The sequence below is a fragment of the Halobacteriovorax sp. genome (genome assembly GCF_048381875.1).
Lineage (GTDB): Bacteria > Bdellovibrionota > Bacteriovoracia > Bacteriovoracales > Bacteriovoracaceae > Halobacteriovorax_A > Halobacteriovorax_A vibrionivorans.
The window spans coordinates 26,372-45,790 of sequence record NZ_JBLXBP010000002.1 but is presented as its reverse complement, the minus strand read 5'-3'; the positions used below and the strand labels follow the sequence as shown (position 1 = coordinate 45,790).

Here is a 19,419-nt window from a genome sequence, read left to right as displayed (position 1 = left end):
ATTATTTGCAGTGATAACCCATTCCTGTCACTTTCCAGCGACCGCCTTCATTAACTGCTTCTTTGATAAAGATTGTATTTCCACCTTTATCTGCAACTTGATTGATAGCGTGGTTAATTGCAAGGTCTTTTATTCCGTTTTCATTTTCACCGATTACAGAAGTGAAGACAGTACAGTTCTTACGTGGTTTTTGGTATGTAACCTTAACTTTGCTTCCTTCTTCTGTAAGCTTTGTCTTTGAAACGGCACAACTACAAAGTAGTAGTATCATTAAAATATATTTCATATATCCTCCACGAATTTTGGTTATATTAGCAAATCAGAAACAATGAGGCTTAGGTTTGTGCGTCAATTTTATCTTTTGACGTTGTTTGAGAATTTTAATATTATTCTGAGTGATTTTAGGACTATAGCTCAGTTGGTTAGAGCGCTACCTTGACATGGTAGAGGTCTGCAGTTCGAATCTGCATAGTCCTACCATCTTTGATTTGATCTAGTACAATTCGATTTTTATACCCAGTACATTTACGGATATCAACTCAGCATCAAAACATGCCTTTGGGCATCTTTTGACTGCAGGTTGTAAAGTTCGAATCTGCATAGTCCTACCATCTTTGATTTGATCTAGTACAATTCGATTTTTATACCCAGTACATTTCAACTTTAATCTCCATGACATTTAATGATGGATTTCTAAGACATCTTTATCTCGATTGCTAAGGCTTCTTTTTGCTACAATTTGAGTATCAATTGATGTGTCAACATACGCTGCATTTACGAATTTTAAGCGAAATGTCGATCCTATTTCGTCTCGATTATTAAATGCCTTAATATCTCCGCCGTAGAAATTCATATACTTCTTAACCACTGGAAGGCCAAAGCCTGAGCCTTCTTCGCCGTGAGTTCCTTCTCGATGAGTTTCATTTGTAAATGAGAAAAGACCACTTAGCATACTTTCTGGAATACCTATTCCTTGGTCAATAATATCAACCTGAATTGCTGAGTTTCTGTTGCTGACTTTGATTAGGATCTCTGATCCTTGTGGAGAGAATTTTGAAGCATTAGTAATAAGATTTGTGAAGACACTTTGATTTAAGGAAGATGGTTCGGCCATTGCTTTTAGGTTTTTATTAAGAATCTCAAGCCTAATATGCTGTCCTTTCTTATCGAGCCTCTTTCGCACTAACTGAATTGAGCTCTTTATTGTATCTTCTAATTTAACAGGCTCTAATTTGATTGTGGATTTTCCGGATTCGATGGACTGGATTTTTCTTATATGTTGAATTAATTCACTCATATTCTCAATCACACCACTTACTCGACCAAGATTTTTAAGAATCCCTTCTTTATCTTTCATTGCCAATATTGTTGAGTCACTTAAAAGAGATAATAATGTTGTTGAATTAGAGAGGTCGTGGAAGAGGACAGATAATAAGTGCTGCTTTTCTTCAAGACTTTGAGAAAGATCGTTCTTATCGACCTCAAGCTGTTTATTTTTAATGACCACGTGCATTGTTGTTGCCATGGATACTAAGAGTAATACTAAGAGAATCGCGGCGATATAGGTCACAATATTTCCTTTCAGAAGTGTTGTTGTTTAAATTATTTTTATGGATATTAACTGTAAAGTTATTCAATAAAAAGATGGCAGGTTTAAACTTAACTTAAATTAAGAAGGTATCTTCATATTTTGTTGATTGTTCATTATATAAATCACCATAAACCCTTGTATAGACTGATAGTTCTTATTCAAGTAGACTGTGCGCAATGAAAAGCTATCTTAATAAAAAATTAACTTCACTAGTTGTGAGCCAATTTATTCATTACTGGTATTACTATATAGGGGCTTTTATTTGTCTCTATTTAACTCATAATATTCAAAGTGAATTACCATTTATTGCTAAAGATTTGGCAGAGAAAATATCAGAGGGAATTTCAATTCCTGTGGGGCATTTATTTTTATTAGCTCTAGGGATTATTATCTTTAGAACTTCATCTAGGCTTCTCTTCTTTTACCCAGCACGAGTCCTGCAAAAGATCTTAAGATTTGAGTTAATGAAGAAGCTTGAGACAGTCAGCCCATCTCGCTATAAAGAATTTTCTAAAGGACAAATCTTTCAAATTATTGGAGGGGACTTAGAGCATGTTAGGGCCCTCGTTGGTTTTGCTCTACTTCAAATTGCAAATATCATTATTGCACTTTCGATTCTTGTTCCAAAACTTTTAAGCTTTAATAAAGAATTATTTGTTGCCTTGCTGCCGATGTTCTTCGCTTTCATCGTCTTCAGCGTCATTGTCTCTACAAATAGAAAGTTTTATCGAAAAACTCAAGACCTACAAGGTGAAGTTCAAAATACAATTATTGAAACTTATGCAGGAAAGAAAACAATCAAAAACTTTCATGCAGAAAAAGCATTTATTGATTTATTCTCAAAGAAGTCTCAAGAAGAATTAGATAACTTCTATGAAGCCGGTAAGAGAGTCGGTATCTCGATTCCTCTTATGCCTACTGGTGTGGGGCTATCGCTTGTATGGGGTGCTTTTATTATTTATAAGGAACAGCTTGGTGCATCTTCACTGATCTTATTTTCTGGTTTTGTTTACCTATTCTTAGAACCAATTATGTTCCTAGCTTGGATTGGAGTTGTCTTTACTCGTTCTGCTGGTGCATGGGCCAGAGTAAGAGAGCTCGTTGGTGCCATGAATAGTGAAAGTGATTTAGAAAAGTCTTTAAAACGAGAGTTCTCATTAAAGAAGAAAGAGGAAATTGTAGAGTTACAACTTCCATTTTGGGAACGTGATTTAGCGCTTAAAGTTCATGTGGGACAAAAGAATGCAGTTGTTGGAAAGACTGGTTGTGGGAAATCTGAGCTACTAATAAAGATCAGTGAACTTTTAAAGCTACAATCTCTTACAACAAGTTATGTCGCACAAGATCCATATCTTTATAACGGAACTATTTTTGAAAACTTATCACTGGGCCAAGACTTTAGCGAAGAGGAGTCTAAAAGAGCCTACGAGTTATTAAAAATATTTGGATTAGATTATCTCGCCCAGGACCGTGAAAGCTTATTTAATTTAGTTGTAGGGGAGAATGGTAAGAGATTATCAGGTGGACAAATTAAACGTGTTGCACTCATAAAGTCTCTACTCTTTGATAGTGAGTTTATTATTTGGGATGATCCATTTTCATCGATTGATGTTGTTCTCGAAAGAGATATTTTAAAGCGTTTAAACGATATGGGTGTTTTTGATGGCAGAACTCTTATTATGTCTACTCACCGCTATACAACGGCCATGCAGTGTGATCACTTATCTCTCATTTGTGATGATGGTGGTCTCTTAGAAGAAATGACAGTTGAGGCCTTTAAGAAAAAAGAAGAAAACAGTAATTTAGAAGGAGAAATATATGAACATTTCAAAAAACAACTCCTCTAAGTTTTTATTCTTTGAAGGTAGTGGAAAGTATCTTCTAAGTATGACTTTATGCCTAGTTATCTCAAGTGCTCTTGGGGCATCCTTGCCACAGTTAATAAATAAATTAACGGCAAATTATGATAATGAAGCTATTTATCGTCAAACCCTTCTAATCATGACATTTGTCTTTCTAGGGACAGCTATTAACCGCGCTGTTTATAATTTAATTATAAATCGCTATGTTGTGGGAATGGTTCAATTTGTTAGAACTCATTGTTATTCGAAGTGGCTATCAAGTGTTGAGCTTCAAACGTCAAAAGAAAACCGTAATGATCGTTATCCTCAAGGAGAAGTTCTTGCACGTATCATGAGTGATACAGAGAGTTTAAGAGAGCTTGTAACGTCTGGAACATTTGGAATCATTATTGATATCTTCTTCGTTTTAGCTTCTTTGGTGAGTTTTGTTAGCTTAAATGCCATCGCTGGTGCATATCTTGCTGCTATTCAATTTGGTGCGGCCTTAATTCTTATTTGGTGCTCTAAGTATATGAGAGCAGTATTTTTGAGTGTTAGAAACTCAAGAGCTAAGCTTTATCGCGTCGTTGCCGATTTAATCGGTGGGGTTCGTGAAAACTATTATAATCCGGCAAAGCAGTATACTTCAAAAAAGTCGTTAGTGGTTTTTGATGAGTTCTTAAGAAAAATCCTTTCTTCAAATGTTTGGGATGCTTCTTATTATTCATTTGCTGAATCTCTTTTTCCTGTTTTCTTGGCCTGTGCAATTTTCATTATTCCAAATAGTGGTATAACTCAGGTTGCTTTAATCTTTGCATTAATTGATTTAATTCAACGATCAATTAATCCAATTAAAGACGTTTCATCTAAGGTTGCAAATATACAAAGGGCAGCTACTGGGGTTGGGCGAATTGACGAATTTTTAACTGATCTAGAAAGAGAGAAGTCTTCAGATATAGACGCAAAAAGACGCAAATATGATGTTGATACAATGGATATTGATATCCAAAAATTTACTTATCCTGCAAAGGGTAAGAATTCGACGCCATTTACTCTTGAAGATATTAATTTCAGTGCAAACCAAGGTGACCTCATTGGTATTGTTGGCCTATCAGGTAGTGGAAAGTCGACTCTTTTAAATATTATGGCAGCAAATATTATTCCTGATGAAGGAAGGGTCTATGTTCAAAATCACGATGGACTGAAAAAAGAATATAATTTCGATTATATCGATGACTTTAACGAGTATCGTGAATTAATAGGAATTGTTTCACAAGATTCACATATCTTTTCTGAAAGTGTTGAGTTTAATATTACGATGGGTCAGCCTGGATTTGGTGACTTCGATAGTTTCTGGAATGAAGTCTGTACACAGATCTCATATATTTCTAAGTGGGGAATTAGGCCAGATACAGTATTAGACCAAAATGAGATTTCTTTGGGACAAAAACAACTTATCTCAGCTATCCGCTCTTGTTATTTAAAAAAGCCAATTGTTCTCTTTGATGAAATCTCATCATCTCTAGATAGTGATCTGGAAGAAGCATTGCGTAGAATGATTTTATTTGTACAAAAGCAAGCGGTAACAATTATTGTCGCTCACAGAGTTGAGACAATTCTAGAAGCACAACAAATTATTGTGATGGAAGGTGGACGTATTGTTGCTAAAGGAACACACGGAGAGTTGAAAAATACTTCACCGCAGTATGATCAATTTGTTAAAGAATTATCAAATTGACAAAAAAATGACGTACTCCTTAATGCATTATTTCTCTTTTTTACATATAATTAATTTAAATTGATGTGAAGGAGAACAAACATGATCAAAAAATCCAAGATTGCTCTTGGTCTGATTGCTATTTCTGCAATGGGACTAATTGCTTGTACGAGTGATGTAAATTCAAAGCCTAATTTTCTATTTAAGAAGGCTCCAAATGATACAGCTGTAATTAAATTCAATGGGAAAGAAGTAAGTCACGATGAATTATTCAAAGGTTCAGAGGCCGAAATCTATGAAATGAAGCAAAAGCTTTATGAGCTGAAGCTAGGGAAGGTAAAAGCCTACTTACTTGAACAATATAAGAATGAAGATCCAGCTCGTACTTCAATGAATATGGAAAACTTTATTGATACAGTTGTTGCTAAAGATATTGAGATCACAGAAGAAGAAATCAATGCTTTCGCAAAAGAAAGAAATATTCCACAGATGAATCCACAACTAAAAGTGAGAATTATCGACTTCCTAAAGAATACAAAAAAGCGTGATGCTATTGAAGCTTATATCGCTAAGAAAACAAAGGACTCACCAGTTGAGATCTATCTTGCAAAGCCTGAGAGACCTCGTTTCGATATTCCTGTTACAGGAAATGAGCCAACTTTTGGTGGGAAAGATGTAGCAGTAACTATTGTTGAGTATTCTGACTTCCAGTGTCCTTTCTGTGCAAAGGGTGTTGAGATTATGAACGAAATCAAAAAAGCTTATGGAAATAAGGTTAAGATTGTATTTAAGAACTTTCCACTTAGCTTCCATAAAGATGCTGCAAAAGCTGCTGAAGCTGCACTATGTGCAAATGAACAATCATCTGAGAAATTTTGGAAATTACATGATGAGATGTTTGCTGATCAGTCAGGTCTAGCAGTTGATGGACTTAAGGCCAAGGCGAAGAAGGTTGGACTTGATCAAAAGAAATTTAATGAATGTCTTGATTCTGGAAAGATGAAGTCACAAGTTGATGCTACTGTACAAGAAGGTGTAAAGGTTGGTGTTAAATCAACTCCAACATTCTACGTAAATGGTATGTTAATCAATGGAGCTCAACCATTTGAGGTATTTAAAGAGCTTATTGATTCAGAAATGACAAAGTAAAAGACTCTGACATTTACTGTATAAAGAAGGCCGGGCATTTATTCCCGGCCTTTTTAAATTCTTCAGAATTGATAGAATAGTAAGGTAATCTGGCCAATTTTGGCCTATTTAATCTTCATATTTTAGGTAATTGGAAGAAAGTTTATGGACGTTAGAGACTATAGTAAGAGATTGTCACAGAGCAGAGAGGATTTTAATCGTAAGCGCGAAGAGCAGCGCCAAAATTATGATCGTCAGTTAGATGAGTTAAAAGAAACTCAAGAATATCGTCTTAATAAGCAAAGAAAGGCTTATGATAATTCAATTCAGAAGCTAGAAGAAACTCAAGATCGTTTCAGAGAAATCTCAACAGAAGATACTAAAAAGAAAATTGAAGAGCAGCAAAAAGATTACCTAAGTAAATTAAATACAAATAAGCGCGACTTTGAAAGAGAGCGCAAAGATATACGTGATGATTTTAATAATCGCTTTAAAAATATCCGTGAAGCATATGAGGCCAAAGGTAAGAATGATGTGGCCACGATGGGAAATCGACTCTCAACGAATCAAAGACGTTTTGAAAATACTATCGATAAAATGGAAGGACATTTTAACGAAAAGATCAAAGATGTTTATGCTAATGCCCGCGATACAGCTCATGATCATGAATTAGCAACAAAGAATGATCGTCGTCGTTTGATTGGAAGATTTGAAGATGAGATCAGACAATCAAATAAGGCCCATGGTAGTGAAAGAGCAAAACTGTACGAAGAATTTAATGATGATGTAACAAATCTACGTAAAACTCATAAACAAAGAGAAGCATCTCTTAAATCATATCAAGATGAAAGAATAGAGGATTTGCGAGATCAAAAAGATAAACAACTTGCTGAAAATCAAAAGAGCTTTAAGGCCTCTATTGATGATATCAATATTCGTAACTCAAGAAAGAGAAAACTTGAACAACGTGATAATAAGCAAGCTGCAACAGATCTTCAAAATCAACATGCGCGTTCTCTAGATAGAGCACGTCGTGAAATGAACCAAAAACTTTCAGGTGGTAATCGCGAAGATATTTTCAATGATAAATTAGATCAAACAAAGCGTGGTTACGAAACTCGTATTAAGAATATTCGCGATCAAATTGAAGACGATCGATTTAATGCAGATATTCAAGAACGTCGTCGTACTCAGTCAACAAAAGAAGTTTTAAGAAATCAAAAACAAAAAGCATCAAATTATATCGCAGCTCTTGAAAAGGATATGGCCGAATTTAAGAGTGATAAGCTAAGTGAAATCAATGTTGAAGTTAATAATGACATTGAAGAGCTTCATGATAGTTATAAGAGAAAGCTTATGGCAAAAGATGTCAATGCTTACAACGAACAAGAACACGCTAAAAAGATAAATGAAAAACAAAGAAATCAATTTAGTGAAACGATTCAAAAGATCAATAATAGAAACTCTGAGGCAATTTCTCAAATGCAAGAAGACTTCTCTGATGAGTCAAAAGAATTTATTCAAGAGACCCGTTTCAAGCATGCAAAAGAGATGAAAGAAGTTAAAGAAAGTTTCCTGGAAAATAAAGAGAAGCTTACTAAGTCTATGACGCAAAAAATCGAGCAATTAGAAGAACAAAACCAAAAGTTAATTTCTTCTTATGAAGGTAAGTTAAGTCGTCTTAAGAAAGCTAATGCTAAAGAGATTGAGCGTATAAAAACGACAAACCACTTACAAGCAGAGCATTTGAAAGAACAGACTAGAAATGCTATTGCTCTTAAGGATAGAGAAAATCAAAATCATCTAGCAGAAGTTAGAGGTGACTTTGATAAACGTTTATCTCAAGTTAAACAAAGAGCAGACATTCAAGTAAAAAGAATGGTAGATTACTATGAAGATATGCTTGCACGTGAACGTGATGAGTCTCAAAGAAAGTATATGAGTAAAGTGACAGAACTTGAAAATCAATATAATACTTTATATGAGAACTCTAAGCTTGAAAGAAGAAACCTTATTAATCAATATGAAAACCGTATTGAAGAGGTACGCGCTGCAAATGCAATGGCCTTAGAAGAAAGATCTAAGGAGATTAGCTCGGGAATGTTCTCAGAGCAGCAAGCAAGTCGAAAAGCTTAATTAGAAAGAATTGAAATATAAGAATTCAGGGAGAGATAATGGGAATGGGCAGAGTCCGTCGTGCGAAGATTGTTGCGACTTTAGGTCCTTCATCAAACACTGTTGAGATGATTGAAAAACTCATCACAGCAGGGATCAATGTTGCTCGTGTAAATATGAGCCATGGTACTCATGAGGCACATGCACAGCTTATCTCAAATATACGTCAGGCTTCTAAGAACCTTGGACGTGAAATTGCGATTCTAATCGACCTTCAAGGTCCAAAAATCCGTACAGATAAATTACCAAATGGCCTTCAATTAGAAAAAGGTCAAACATGGGTAATAGGTCCTTCGTCTAAGCAAGAAGATTATCCTGAGTATAAAGATTGCTATATTCCTACGATATACGAAAAGCTTGTTGATGATTGTCATGATGGTGCAAGAATTCTCTTTGATGATGGAAAGTTAATAGCAAAAGCGACAACGCGTGATCGTGATGTTTATAAAATTGAAGTTATTGTAGGTGGCGAGCTTAAGTCTAATAAAGGAATTAATCTTCCTGACTGTGAAGTTTCTGCTCCTGCATTTACTGAAAAAGATGAAGCAGATTTAATGTTTGCTCTAAAACATAATATCGATTACATCGCACTTTCTTTTGTTCGTAAAAAAGAAGATATTCAAACAGTGAAGGCCTTACTTCATAAGCTAAAAGTAAGAGTTCCTATTGTTTCTAAGATAGAAAAACCACAGGCCCTAGATAATATCGAAGAAATTCTTGATATTACAGATGTCATTATGGTTGCTCGTGGTGATATGGGGGTTGAAGTAGGTAATCACCTTGTTCCTTCTATTCAAAAAGAGCTTATTCAAAAGTGTAATGATCGTATGATTCCTGTTATTACAGCAACTCAGATGCTTGAGAGTATGACAGATGCACCGACACCAACTAGAGCAGAAGCAAGTGATGTTGCCAACGCTATTTGGGACGGTACAGACGCTGTTATGTTATCTGGTGAGTCGGCTTCTGGTATGTATCCAGTTGAAACAGTTACTATGATGAGCAATATTATTTATGAAGCAGAGAAGACTCCAAAGGAGAGACCTCTTCTTAGAAATATTGACCTTTCTTCTGTAAATTCATCAGTAATGGTTGCAGCATCAATGATTGCTGAAAAAGTCGAAGCAAAGAGAATTCTTGCAGTAACTGAAGGTGGTAATTCTTGTCGTAAGGTCTCGATGTTTAGACCACAAACACCTGTTGCAGGTGTGACTCATAATCTTCGTACCGCTCGTCGTATTTGTTTATACTGGGGTGTTTATCCATATCTTGTAGAAGAAGAAGTACAAGATACAGGCTCTTACGTTAAGTATATTGTGAATCATGCAAAAGAGAAGATGGGGCTTTTTAACGGAGATAAGATCGTTGTTACCTTAGGTGATGGAAAGATCTTCTCTAAAGGTTATTCTAACTCGGTGAAAGTTGAAATAATCAAACAAGCAAAGCATCATGAAGAATCTGGTGAAGAACCTTTTGATATAGCAGAAGATAAAAAAAAAAGAATTCTACTAGATCATAATATCTGCTCAACTTGTCAAAACTGTGTTTCAATTTGTCCGCATGAGATTTGGCAAGCTGATAAGAAAACAAAGCTTACAAAACTTAATAAAGACAATATTAAGCACTGTACTCTTGATTATGAATGTATCAGAGTGTGTCCAACAGGTGCTATCGAAATTATTGAAAAGTCATGATTAAAAGAGATGATATCCAAAATATCCTAAATGGCCAAGGCCTTAAAGTATGGGGTGTCGTCTCTGAATCAAAACCAAAGTCTCTTGATCGATTCAAAAAGTGGGTAAGTGATGGGCTCTATGGTGCCCTTGGTTATCTTGCGGATGAACGTGCTATAAAAAGAGAAGATCTTAAAAATTACTATCCTGATATTAAGTCAACATTAGTTATCGCTTTTGATTACTCTCATATCGCTCGTAGTGCTAAGAAATTCTATGAAAGTGGCGAGAGCAATGGGCTTAAAATCGCCAATTACGTTGTTGGATTTAAAGGTCGTGATTACCATTATGAGGTGAGAGATAAATTACAGGCCATAGGAGAAGAGTTACAAAAGCTTGATTCGAATCTTGAATTTAAGTTCTCTCTTGATACACAACCAATTCTTGAGCGTGACTTTGCTTATCAGTCAGGGCTTGGTTGGTATGGAAAGAATTCCATGCTTATTAATCGTCATATTGGAAGCTACTTCATAATCGGCTCACTCTTACTTAATAAAGAAGTGGTGGCCCCAAATGATAAATTTGAAACGGATCACTGTGGCCAGTGCACACGTTGTGCAGATGCTTGTCCAACTGATGCCATCGACTTAGAGAAGAGAACAATTATTGCTGATAAGTGCATCTCAACTTTTACTATCGAACACTTTAAAGATATTCAAGCACCTGAAGGCTTCGATAAGGCACGTGGTGAATTCTTTGGTTGTGATATTTGCCAGGATGTTTGTCCTTGGAATAAGAGGCTTGAGAGAAAGCTAGAAAGCGACTCTGAAGCGTTTAAAGAAAGTGGAAGGCAATTTATCGACTTCTTTTTAACAAGGCCTGTGGATGAGATTATTAATGATCTTGAGGCCATGAGTAATCGTGAGTATCGTCGCCAATTTAAAGGCACCCCACTTGAGCGCACAGGACGTGTGGGGATGCTTAAAAATCTTAAGTATTATCTAGATTAGGCCAATCTTCTTTGCATACCTCTTTATAAAACTTCCGGCCATATCTGGTAGGTGATGGCCAAGCTTCTTAGGCTTCTCCATTGTCACTGTATTGCCAAGTTCTTCTAAGATCTTTGCAAAATTCTCCATTCCCTCTTTACCTACAACCACATCATCTTCACCTGAGATGAGGTGAATTTTGTGACCTGATAAGGTTAAATTGTGTTTTTGATCCTTGATCCAAGGAAAGATTGTATCTGGGCCAAGATGAGTTGAGACAAGCTCTGCTCTTGCTCTTACTGTGGCCTGATAAAAAGGCGTATCAAATACATGTGTGACACCTTCTGGTGGAACACCAAAGCCAACACCAACATGATGAATGTTAAAGCCTTCAAAGTAGTTATTTTGAACTGCTAGAATAGATGTAAGAGCTCCGAGTGAGTGGCCACCAACTAGAAGTTTCTTTTCTTGATTTGGATAGGCTTGAGTTAATTTTGTAATTGCTTCTTTGAAGAGTGCAGGCGCGTCATTTTTAAAGTCTTCAAATGAATTCACATCGTGAAATGAGCCTGTAAAGTGACCCGGTTGGTCAAAAATGAGAGTCGGGATTCCATCATCACATAGTTTTTGGGCCCAAGAGAAAATGCTGATCTTATGTGATGTGTAGCCATGTGTGAAAATAGCATAACCAGTACTTTTAAGCTTATTTTGAGGTGGCCTAAAGAGTAGCGCATTAACTGTTATCTCATTAACTGTTAAAATAATTTTATCGATACTTAAAAATTTTTCATTCATAGCAGACATAATAATTAAAGATATCTCAAATTAAAATTAAAAAACTTTTTAATTTTCTATTGACGAAGAAGGCATAAACCATTAATTTATTGGAACCAAATCATTTATGCCCTGATAGCTCAGTTGGTAGAGCAAAGGACTGAAAATCCTTGTGTCCGTGGTTCGAATCCGCGTCGGGGCACCATAAAAAAGCTACTTCTTTGAAGTAGCTTTTTTTTTGCCTTCAATCATCAAAACATTGCACACTACAAATCCAAAAAGGATTTTCAGGACTTTGCTCGTTAGAGCAACCTGACCGAAAAAACGTGCCCAAAGCGCACGTTTTTACTTCTTAAGTATTAAGTAAAAAAGTAATCAGCGCGAGTGCGAGTTCGGGTAGGCCGTAGCCCACGATGGGCGGAGGTGTCCAACGAGCAGGATGCGGGGGAGTTTGAATCGAGTATTTTAAATTTTCAATCATCAAACATTGCACTCTACAAAACTCTATTTTTTACAAGAGTATTTTTATACCCTAAAATAAGTTTTCGAATTAAATTAGAATGGGAGAGCAAGTGCACCTTGATTTTAATCCAAATAATGAGCCAGCTGCTGAAATCAATTTTAATCAATTTCTTGATGTTGATATGAGAATTGGAGAGGTAGTTGAAGTTGAAGACTTTCCGGAAGCTAGAAAACCAAGCTTTAAGCTTAAAATAGACTTTGGTGAGGGTGTAGGTATAAAGAAATCAAGTGCGCAAATCACTGTACATTATTCAAAAGATGAATTGCTCGGTAAAAAAGTATTGGCCGTAGTGAATTTCCCTCCAAGGCAAATAGGAAAGTTTATGTCGGAAGTTCTTGTTATGGGATTTTCAGACAAAAACAATGATATTGTTCTTTTCGATTTAGATAAAGACGTTCCAAATGGTGCTAGACTTCATTAATGTAAGGTAAATGAAGAAGCACCTGGATTAGAAAATTACACTAACGTAATTTGAATCTTCTTCATTCGGCCTTCACCGATCGAGACTGTTTTAACTTCTTTGTGCTTATCAAGGTGTTGATGAACAAGCCTGCGATCTGAAGAGTTTAATGCTTTAAGTGTGACTGGCTCACGAGTGTCTAGCACTTTAGCTGTCTCGCGCTCAACCATCTTAATAAGATAGTCTTCTTGATTCTTAATACCCTTACACTTGAAGTTTAGTCTGACTTCTCTTGGGACTTCAACACTGTTGTAGAGGTGTAGTCTTGTCAGGTGTTCAAGAGCTTGGAGTAGCTCATTATTGTCACGTGTTAACATCTTCTCATCTTTTCCTGAAAAGAAGATTTTAATATTCTTTCCATTGAATGAGAATTTTGCAAATAGCTTTAAGTTTGCCTTCTTTATGACATCAATTAAGAAAGGCATCACGATCTTCTTATACGTAGGCCTTAGGCTATAAGTGAACTTTGTAAGCCTTTTTCCAAATAAGAAAAACTTCTTACGTCCTGGTGTCGATTCATCAAGGCTTAGTTGAGAATCATACTTTATCTTAAAGAATGCAAGAGCGGCTTTTTTTGCGCTTTCTTGAGAGTCTGCTTGAATCGTAAACTTTGGTGTATTTGGTTTCTTTTCAATTTTCTTAACAGGTCTTGTTGTCGCTTGTTCATTTACAGGCGCTTTCTTCACTCTTTCCTGAGTTCTTTCTTTAGCCTTCCTTTGAGTCTTTTTGCGCTGAGGCTTCTTGCGCTTATCTTTTTCCTCTTGAGTTAGAGGCTTGCCAGTCGTTCTATCGACAACTTTGTAAGTTTTACGATCAATGAATGGCTTCTTTGAAAGCTGCTTAGAAATATCATCTGGCCCAACTTCAAATTTTGGAATTTTATCGCCAATAAATTCTTGAATTGGGTCTAGGTATTCACAGTCATCAAAAGAGCAAAAGCTTATTGCTTCACCTTCCGAACCTGCACGCCCTGTACGACCGATTCGGTGAACATAATTAGCAGCATCTTGAGGAAGATCGTAATTGATAACAAGGTTAACATCTTTAATATCAAGCCCTCGTGCTGCAACATCTGTGCAAACAAGGATTGTCGTGTCTTTTGATCTAAAATCTTTGATTAGCTTTGTTCTCTTACTTTGAGAAAGTCCACCTGAGATTGCCTTTGCTTTGAAATCCATTGCGATTAGCCACTCAGCGACTAAGTGTGTTTGAAACTTTGTGTTACAAAAGACAAGTGCATATGCGTCTTCGTGGTTTCGGATGAGGTTTACGAGAAGGCCCATCTTTTCATTTTCGTTAACCATCGCAAGCTTATGATCAATGTGATCAACAACCATATTATCTTCATTTAACTTAAGCTCGATTGGTGTTGAGTTAAATTTATAGGCCGTATTTAAAACTGCCATATTAGTCGTGGCCGATACCATGATTAATTGCCTGTCATCTGGCATTTGAGCAAGAGTGTATTCGATATCTTTTTGGAAGCCCATATCAAATAAACGGTCAGCTTCATCAAACACAATTCCGTAAGTGCGATCAATGAGGACGGCCTTTTGCTTAAGTAGGTCCACTAAGCGGCCAGGAGTTGCAATAATGATATGCACACCCTTATTTATTTGTTCTTTCTGCTTTGCGAGGCTTTCACCACCAATAACGCAAATCGTTTTAATTCCAGAGTCATTACCGAGATCGTTAAAGACCTTTGCAGTTTGCTGCGCTAGTTCTCTTGTGGGAGATAGGACAACATAGTGAACATCATCAACTTTCACGAGGTCATCGTGAATGATGTGTTCGATGATAGGAATGGCAAATGACGCAGTCTTTCCAGAGCCTGTTTCAGCAAGGGCAAGTATGTCTTTACCTTCTAAAATTGGATCAATTGTAAGTTCTTGGATGGCGCTTGCTGTTGTAAAACCACATTTTTTAATGGATTCAAGGAGGCCTGCGCTTAAATTAAAGTCTTCAAATGGTATATTATCTGTCATAGCAATGAATATACGCTATATGACACATTAATCTAAGTAATTTCTTAACTTTCCTTATAATAACTGCGTTTCAGTACTTTTTTGCCAACAATTATTAAATTATTGCATACTATAGTAGAACAAGGGCCATAAATACCATTTGTTCAACTTTCAAACTATTTAATAGGGATAAGTATGAGTAACAAGAATACAGGGTCTTGCTTATGTGGAAAGATTAAATTTGAGCTTGAAGGAAGTTTTGAAAGCTTCTTTCTTTGTCATTGTAAGTATTGTCAAAAAGATACAGGTTCTGCTCATGCGGCAAACCTCTTTACGACAAATTCAAAGCTAAGTTGGTTATCTGGAGAAGACCTCGTTAAGACATTTAATTTACCTCAAACAAGACACGTTAAAAGTTTTTGTACTAATTGTGGCTCAGCTGTTCCTAGCATTCAAAATAATGGTGGCTTGATTGTAGTACCTGCAGGTAGTTTGGACGTTCCTGTTAGTATAAAACCTAATGCTCATTTGTTTATTGGAAGTAAAGCGAATTGGGAAGATAAGTTAGATGAACTACCTTCATTTGAAGGGCCGCCTAGGTAGTATTGCTAAGTTTATTATTCTTATGAATTGAGAATTTCCGCTAGTACTTCTTGGCAGCTTTGGGGCGGCTTTAAAAAGTCGGAGGCTTTTGCAAGAATATCTTTAGTTCGATAGCTGATTAGTCCAAAATCACCCTTAAGCTTTTCAATTATTTCTGTGGCCTCTGGCGACTCTGTTGTATTAGAGAGTATTCTTTGAATATTATCAGAGATAATATTTGAGATATCGTCTTCAAGTTCTTCGTCTAATCCAATTTCATTCATTTTCTTATAGATGAACATAAATGCATCAAGGTCATAAATATTGGCCATGACTTTTTCTGCAAATTGAGAAAAGTAGTAAGGAGAAAACTTTCCTAAGTGATTAAGAAGTAGCTCTAACTCTTGTTTCTTTAACTCACCAGATGGGAATTTGTTTAAGTGATTTGAGATAAAGTCTTTTTGTAATAAGGTATAAAAAGACATTAAATGCTTTGTTTCAATTTCTTTGTAAACTTCTAAGATCTTCTTGTAATCTGTTATTTCACTAAGTTGTTGTTTTATTTTTTCAAGCTCAATTGTATCTAGTTCTGATTGTTTCGTTCTTTCTTCACTGACAATCTCGTTTAAGTTATTTAGTAAATTCGTTTCGTATTCTGTGATAGGACGTTTGCTATTTGTAAAAAAGTGTTGAGTAAATAGTGTTGGTGATGATGGCAGTCGTGCTAATTCATGGCCAGATGACCAATCTAATAGAAACCATTTACCTTTTGCCTTTGAATAGACAAGTTGTTCGACATGGAAATCTCCAATAGTTTGATAAATTGCACTTTGTTTTGCAAAGTCAAAAAGAGCTTCTTCAATATGAGCTTTTTCTACATCTGGTATTGATTCGTTATTTGTAAGAAAGTCTTTCACGTCAAAGTCATTTTCAATTACATCTACAAGTAGGTAAGAGCTATCCTCATATGAATGAATCATTGGAATTGGAAGTTTTGTTTCTTCTAGCTCACTAAATCCTGCAAAGGAATGATTTATAAATCGCTTCCCATCATGAATATTATAATTCTTTTCTTGGTTTCCATGGGGAAGTCTAAGGGCCATATCTTGTCCCATTTCATTGTCGTGTACTTTTAATATTAAAGTCGTATTCCCACTTCCAAGGACTTCTTTGTAGATGACGCTCTTTCCACGTAGATGGATACTTTCGCCAGCTTTAAGCTCCCCTGAAAGAATACTTTGTGCAAAGTTGTCATTGAAGACATCATCTGAATTAAACAGATGAAGATCTGCTGACCAAACTGAGAGGTTGAATGTGAATAGTATAAATAAGAATCTTATCATCATTAGTTTAGATGCAGATGAGGTGCCAAAAAAACGATCGTTATTTCAGTGGGTTACGTGAGTCTTGTGTCTAAATAATGATCAAGTGTAGTATATGTAGAATAAAATTATCTTATATTCTAAGTCGCTATATTCCCTAAACAAAAAGAATACCCTATGATAATTTTTTTAAGTGTTAATTTAGTGAGGAGATATGCAGAAGGCAACAAAACTTCGAATTGTCATAAAAAGAGATGGCAAAGAAAAAGCGAATATAAAACTTCCTATTTATTCTCTAAAGCATATCGAAACATTAATGCCAGATGTTGCATTAGTTAAATTAAAAGAAAGAAATATTGATCTTGAGAGTATTGTCAAAAAAGTTAAAGATAGTGATTATAGGCCTCAAACATTTTTTGAGATTAATGACCCTAAAAAATCATATCGAGTTTGGATTGAATAAATATGTCAGATTATGAGTACCGAGAATATACAAAGAATACCGATGAAGTTTTTGAAATCGTTTCAAAGGTAAATGGCTATATCTTTAGTCTTCCATATAGTATAGAAAAGATGCGAGATAAAACTCGTCATTGTAAGAAGTTTCTTGCGCAGTTCTTCTTTGATGGTGATGAGCCTATTGCCTTTAAAATTGGTTATGATCGCGAGGATTATTTCTATAGTTGGATTGGCGGTGTTTCATCGATTTATCGTGGACAAAAGTTAGCAACTAAGCTGATGGAAAGACAACACCAATGGGTAAGGGAGCAGGGGTTCCTAAAATTGCGTACCCATACAGATGATCGATTCCCTGAAATGATAAGTCTTAATTTAAAATTTGGTTTCTATATTTTTGAAAAGCGTATTAAAGATGATGGTATCGAGCAAATCATCATGGAAAAGGAAATATAATTTTCCAAATATGTTCACATTGTAAGTAAAAAGCTTATTCTTTACCTTAATTAGTTAGTAGTTTTTATAAAATCAGGCGATGATGGTTATAGTCTCATACAGGAGGTCTCTATGAATCGTTCATGGGTAATTGTCGCCAATAAATCTAGTGCTCGAGTTTATGAGCGTATTAAACGAAAAGATTTAAAACTAATAGAAAGTTTAGAAAATCCTACGGCCAAAAGAAGTGAGTCTGAACAGGTTTCTGATCGTCGAGGTTCAATGTCCCAAAGTCATAGTCATGGACAACAATCATTTTCGCCAAAGACAACAGCTAAAGAGCATAATGAAATTAGCTTTGCAAAAGAGATCAATGATTTTCTTGAAAAGAATCGTACAAGAAATAAATTTGATGAACTTGAAATCGTAGCGGCACCTTCCTTTCTAGGGATTCTTAAAAAGAACTTAGATAAAGAGCTAGGCAAGCAAGTCACTCAATATACAAATAAGGACTTTGGTGAACGCTCTGATCGTGAAATCAAAAAGTTAATCGCTTCTTAGGTGATTTAGTTCATTGTATTTAAGACTTTTAATTGAAACAAATGTAGGTGTAGGCAAACATCCTAAATACGCTGTAAAATAAGTAAGTTTAGAAACAAGGAAGTTTAAGTTTGCTATTTATTAAGTCTACATTTTTTAAAAGAGTTCTAATTTTATTCTTTTTTCTTATCTATAATCCAGTCAGCTCTCGTGCGAATGAGTGTGGTTGGCTCCTATCTGATTTCACTTCACCTGTTTGTACTGATGCTAAGTATATCTTTTGGACCGGAACAACAATTACTGCTGGTCTTCGTCTACTTAAACAAATTAAAGGCTTTGATGAAATCCAAAGAAGAGCAGTTGCTAAGAATCACCTAAAAGGCTTAGGTGAGTTTGGCGGGGATATTGGCTATGGTTATCTAAATGGAACATATATCTTAGGCAACTACTTATTAGGTGGTGCTAGAGGCGCTAAAAAAGCTTCTCATATGCTTCAGGCCACTTTCTATACTGTAGGGACAACAGTAGCGTTAAAAAGTATGATTCATGAAACGAGACCAGGTTATCCTCAAGAGCATGACTCTTTTCCTTCTGGGCATACTTCGGCGTCTTTTGCATTTGCTTCTGTCGTTTTAGCGCAGGATGGTGTTGTATGGGGGAGCTTGGCCCATCTCGCTGCAATATTTATTTCTTTTAGTCGTATAAACGACGAATGGCATTATCTTCATGATGTTACAGCAGGTATGACCATTGGGATGAGCTATGCATGGGGGATTTACTTTAATAATATGGATTATGGAAAACCATATTGGTTCACAGTACTTCCTACTGAGAATTTAGATGGCCTAAGCATAGGATATGCATTAAGTTTTTAGGTATGAAAAACCTATTCTTATCTGTATTAATTTGCGTTTCACTTCCGTCATTTGCTTCTGATGGACTAATCTGTGCAATTGAATCAGCTACATATTATAAAAGAGTTCTTGAAACACAGAATCTAGAAGTTGATAAGTATAAGCATTGTACAATTTCTTGTATTGTTGGAATTGAATGTGGAGTTAAGCCTACGGCAATGATTGGTGTAGCAAAAGAGCTTTATGACTTATTTGGTGGAGGGACACCGGAGTTAGAGGATCTCTTAGCAAATTTAAGAGGATTGAGATTAAGTCAGCGCGGTGATATTCAAAACTTCGAAGAGTGTTCATCTCATTGCCAAGTCTATTATTCAAAATAATAAAAAAGGACACTT

At 35.7% G+C, this 19,419-nt stretch carries 18 protein-coding genes and 2 tRNA genes; 15 read left to right on the top strand and 5 right to left on the bottom strand.

Features of this window, described 5'->3' with window-relative positions:
• Position 1: 1 nt before the first annotated feature.
• Complete coding sequence (locus ACN5L8_RS04380; protein ID WP_114706423.1) at positions 2-286, bottom strand: hypothetical protein; 285 nt, start codon at positions 284-286, stop codon at positions 2-4.
• Between the two features lie 117 nt (positions 287-403).
• Here ACN5L8_RS04380 and ACN5L8_RS04375 point away from each other — a divergent pair.
• A tRNA-Val gene (locus ACN5L8_RS04375) sits at positions 404-480 on the top strand.
• A gap of 199 nt (positions 481-679) precedes the next feature.
• Here ACN5L8_RS04375 and ACN5L8_RS04370 read toward each other — a convergent pair.
• Entirely contained in the window at positions 680-1,570 is an 891-nt protein-coding gene (locus ACN5L8_RS04370) for a sensor histidine kinase (protein WP_419172406.1), read from the bottom strand.
• Positions 1,571-1,767: 197 nt separating this feature from the next.
• On the opposite strand from ACN5L8_RS04370, the gene ACN5L8_RS04365 reads away from it, so the two are divergent.
• From ACN5L8_RS04365 to queG, 6 genes are all read left to right on the top strand, one after another.
• The gene (locus ACN5L8_RS04365; RefSeq protein WP_419172405.1) at positions 1,768-3,438 is read left to right on the top strand and encodes an ABC transporter transmembrane domain-containing protein; all 1,671 of its coding nucleotides are present in this window, start codon (positions 1,768-1,770) and stop codon (positions 3,436-3,438) included.
• Positions 3,410-5,170 carry an ATP-binding cassette domain-containing protein gene (locus ACN5L8_RS04360; protein ID WP_114706420.1) on the top strand — a complete coding sequence of 587 codons (1,761 nt, stop codon included), beginning with the start codon at positions 3,410-3,412 and terminating at the stop codon, positions 5,168-5,170. The genes ACN5L8_RS04365 and ACN5L8_RS04360 overlap by 29 nt, the downstream gene beginning before the upstream one ends.
• An 81-nt stretch (positions 5,171-5,251) precedes the next feature.
• Positions 5,252-6,298 carry a DsbA family protein gene (locus tag ACN5L8_RS04355; RefSeq protein WP_114706419.1) on the top strand — a complete coding sequence of 349 codons (1,047 nt, stop codon included), beginning with the start codon at positions 5,252-5,254 and terminating at the stop codon, positions 6,296-6,298.
• Between the two features lie 171 nt (positions 6,299-6,469).
• Complete coding sequence (locus ACN5L8_RS04350; protein WP_162929563.1) at positions 6,470-8,413, top strand: hypothetical protein; 1,944 nt, start codon at positions 6,470-6,472, stop codon at positions 8,411-8,413.
• 38 nt (positions 8,414-8,451) lie between these two features.
• Positions 8,452-10,146, top strand: coding sequence for a pyruvate kinase (pyk, locus tag ACN5L8_RS04345; protein WP_419172404.1), 1,695 nt, complete (start codon positions 8,452-8,454; stop codon positions 10,144-10,146).
• Positions 10,143-11,135, top strand: coding sequence for a tRNA epoxyqueuosine(34) reductase QueG (queG, locus tag ACN5L8_RS04340; protein WP_419172403.1), 993 nt, complete (start codon positions 10,143-10,145; stop codon positions 11,133-11,135). The genes pyk and queG overlap by 4 nt, the downstream gene beginning before the upstream one ends.
• On the opposite strand, the gene ACN5L8_RS04335 is transcribed toward queG, so the two are convergent.
• Positions 11,127-11,909 (bottom strand): alpha/beta hydrolase, encoded by a 783-nt coding sequence (locus ACN5L8_RS04335; protein WP_419172402.1) that lies wholly within the window; start codon positions 11,907-11,909, stop codon positions 11,127-11,129. The genes queG and ACN5L8_RS04335 overlap by 9 nt on opposite strands.
• Before the next feature lie 108 nt (positions 11,910-12,017).
• Here ACN5L8_RS04335 and ACN5L8_RS04330 point away from each other — a divergent pair.
• Positions 12,018-12,093: transfer RNA gene (locus ACN5L8_RS04330), tRNA-Phe, on the top strand.
• Between the two features lie 367 nt (positions 12,094-12,460).
• A complete protein-coding gene (locus ACN5L8_RS04325) occupies positions 12,461-12,832 on the top strand; it encodes a tRNA-binding protein (RefSeq protein ID WP_419172401.1) in 372 nt (123 codons plus the stop codon).
• Between the two features lie 35 nt (positions 12,833-12,867).
• Here the strand turns inward: ACN5L8_RS04325 and ACN5L8_RS04320 are convergent, their stop codons facing one another.
• Positions 12,868-14,856 carry a DEAD/DEAH box helicase gene (locus ACN5L8_RS04320; RefSeq protein WP_419172400.1) on the bottom strand — a complete coding sequence of 663 codons (1,989 nt, stop codon included), beginning with the start codon at positions 14,854-14,856 and terminating at the stop codon, positions 12,868-12,870.
• A 174-nt stretch (positions 14,857-15,030) separates the two neighbouring features.
• On the opposite strand from ACN5L8_RS04320, the gene ACN5L8_RS04315 reads away from it, so the two are divergent.
• Positions 15,031-15,438, top strand: coding sequence for a GFA family protein (locus ACN5L8_RS04315; protein WP_419172399.1), 408 nt, complete (start codon positions 15,031-15,033; stop codon positions 15,436-15,438).
• Between the two features lie 20 nt (positions 15,439-15,458).
• On the opposite strand, the gene ACN5L8_RS04310 is transcribed toward ACN5L8_RS04315, so the two are convergent.
• Complete coding sequence (locus ACN5L8_RS04310) at positions 15,459-16,760, bottom strand: hypothetical protein (protein ID WP_419172398.1); 1,302 nt, start codon at positions 16,758-16,760, stop codon at positions 15,459-15,461.
• Positions 16,761-16,953: 193 nt separating this feature from the next.
• Here ACN5L8_RS04310 and ACN5L8_RS04305 point away from each other — a divergent pair, with 193 nt between their 5' ends.
• The 5 genes from ACN5L8_RS04305 (at position 16,954) to ACN5L8_RS04285 (ending at position 19,404) form a co-directional block, all read left to right on the top strand.
• Positions 16,954-17,202, top strand: a complete 249-nt coding sequence (locus tag ACN5L8_RS04305; protein WP_419172397.1) for a hypothetical protein — start codon at positions 16,954-16,956, stop codon at positions 17,200-17,202.
• Between the two features lie 2 nt (positions 17,203-17,204).
• On the top strand, positions 17,205-17,651 hold the full coding sequence (locus ACN5L8_RS04300) for a GNAT family N-acetyltransferase (protein WP_419172396.1): 447 nt from the start codon (positions 17,205-17,207) through the stop codon (positions 17,649-17,651).
• Between the two features lie 111 nt (positions 17,652-17,762).
• Positions 17,763-18,191 (top strand): host attachment protein, encoded by a 429-nt coding sequence (locus ACN5L8_RS04295; RefSeq protein ID WP_114706408.1) that lies wholly within the window; start codon positions 17,763-17,765, stop codon positions 18,189-18,191.
• 110 nt (positions 18,192-18,301) lie between these two features.
• On the top strand, positions 18,302-19,045 hold the full coding sequence (locus ACN5L8_RS04290; protein WP_419172395.1) for a phosphatase PAP2 family protein: 744 nt from the start codon (positions 18,302-18,304) through the stop codon (positions 19,043-19,045).
• A gap of 2 nt (positions 19,046-19,047) precedes the next feature.
• Complete coding sequence (locus tag ACN5L8_RS04285) at positions 19,048-19,404, top strand: hypothetical protein (protein ID WP_114706406.1); 357 nt, start codon at positions 19,048-19,050, stop codon at positions 19,402-19,404.
• Positions 19,405-19,419 lie beyond the last annotated feature (15 nt).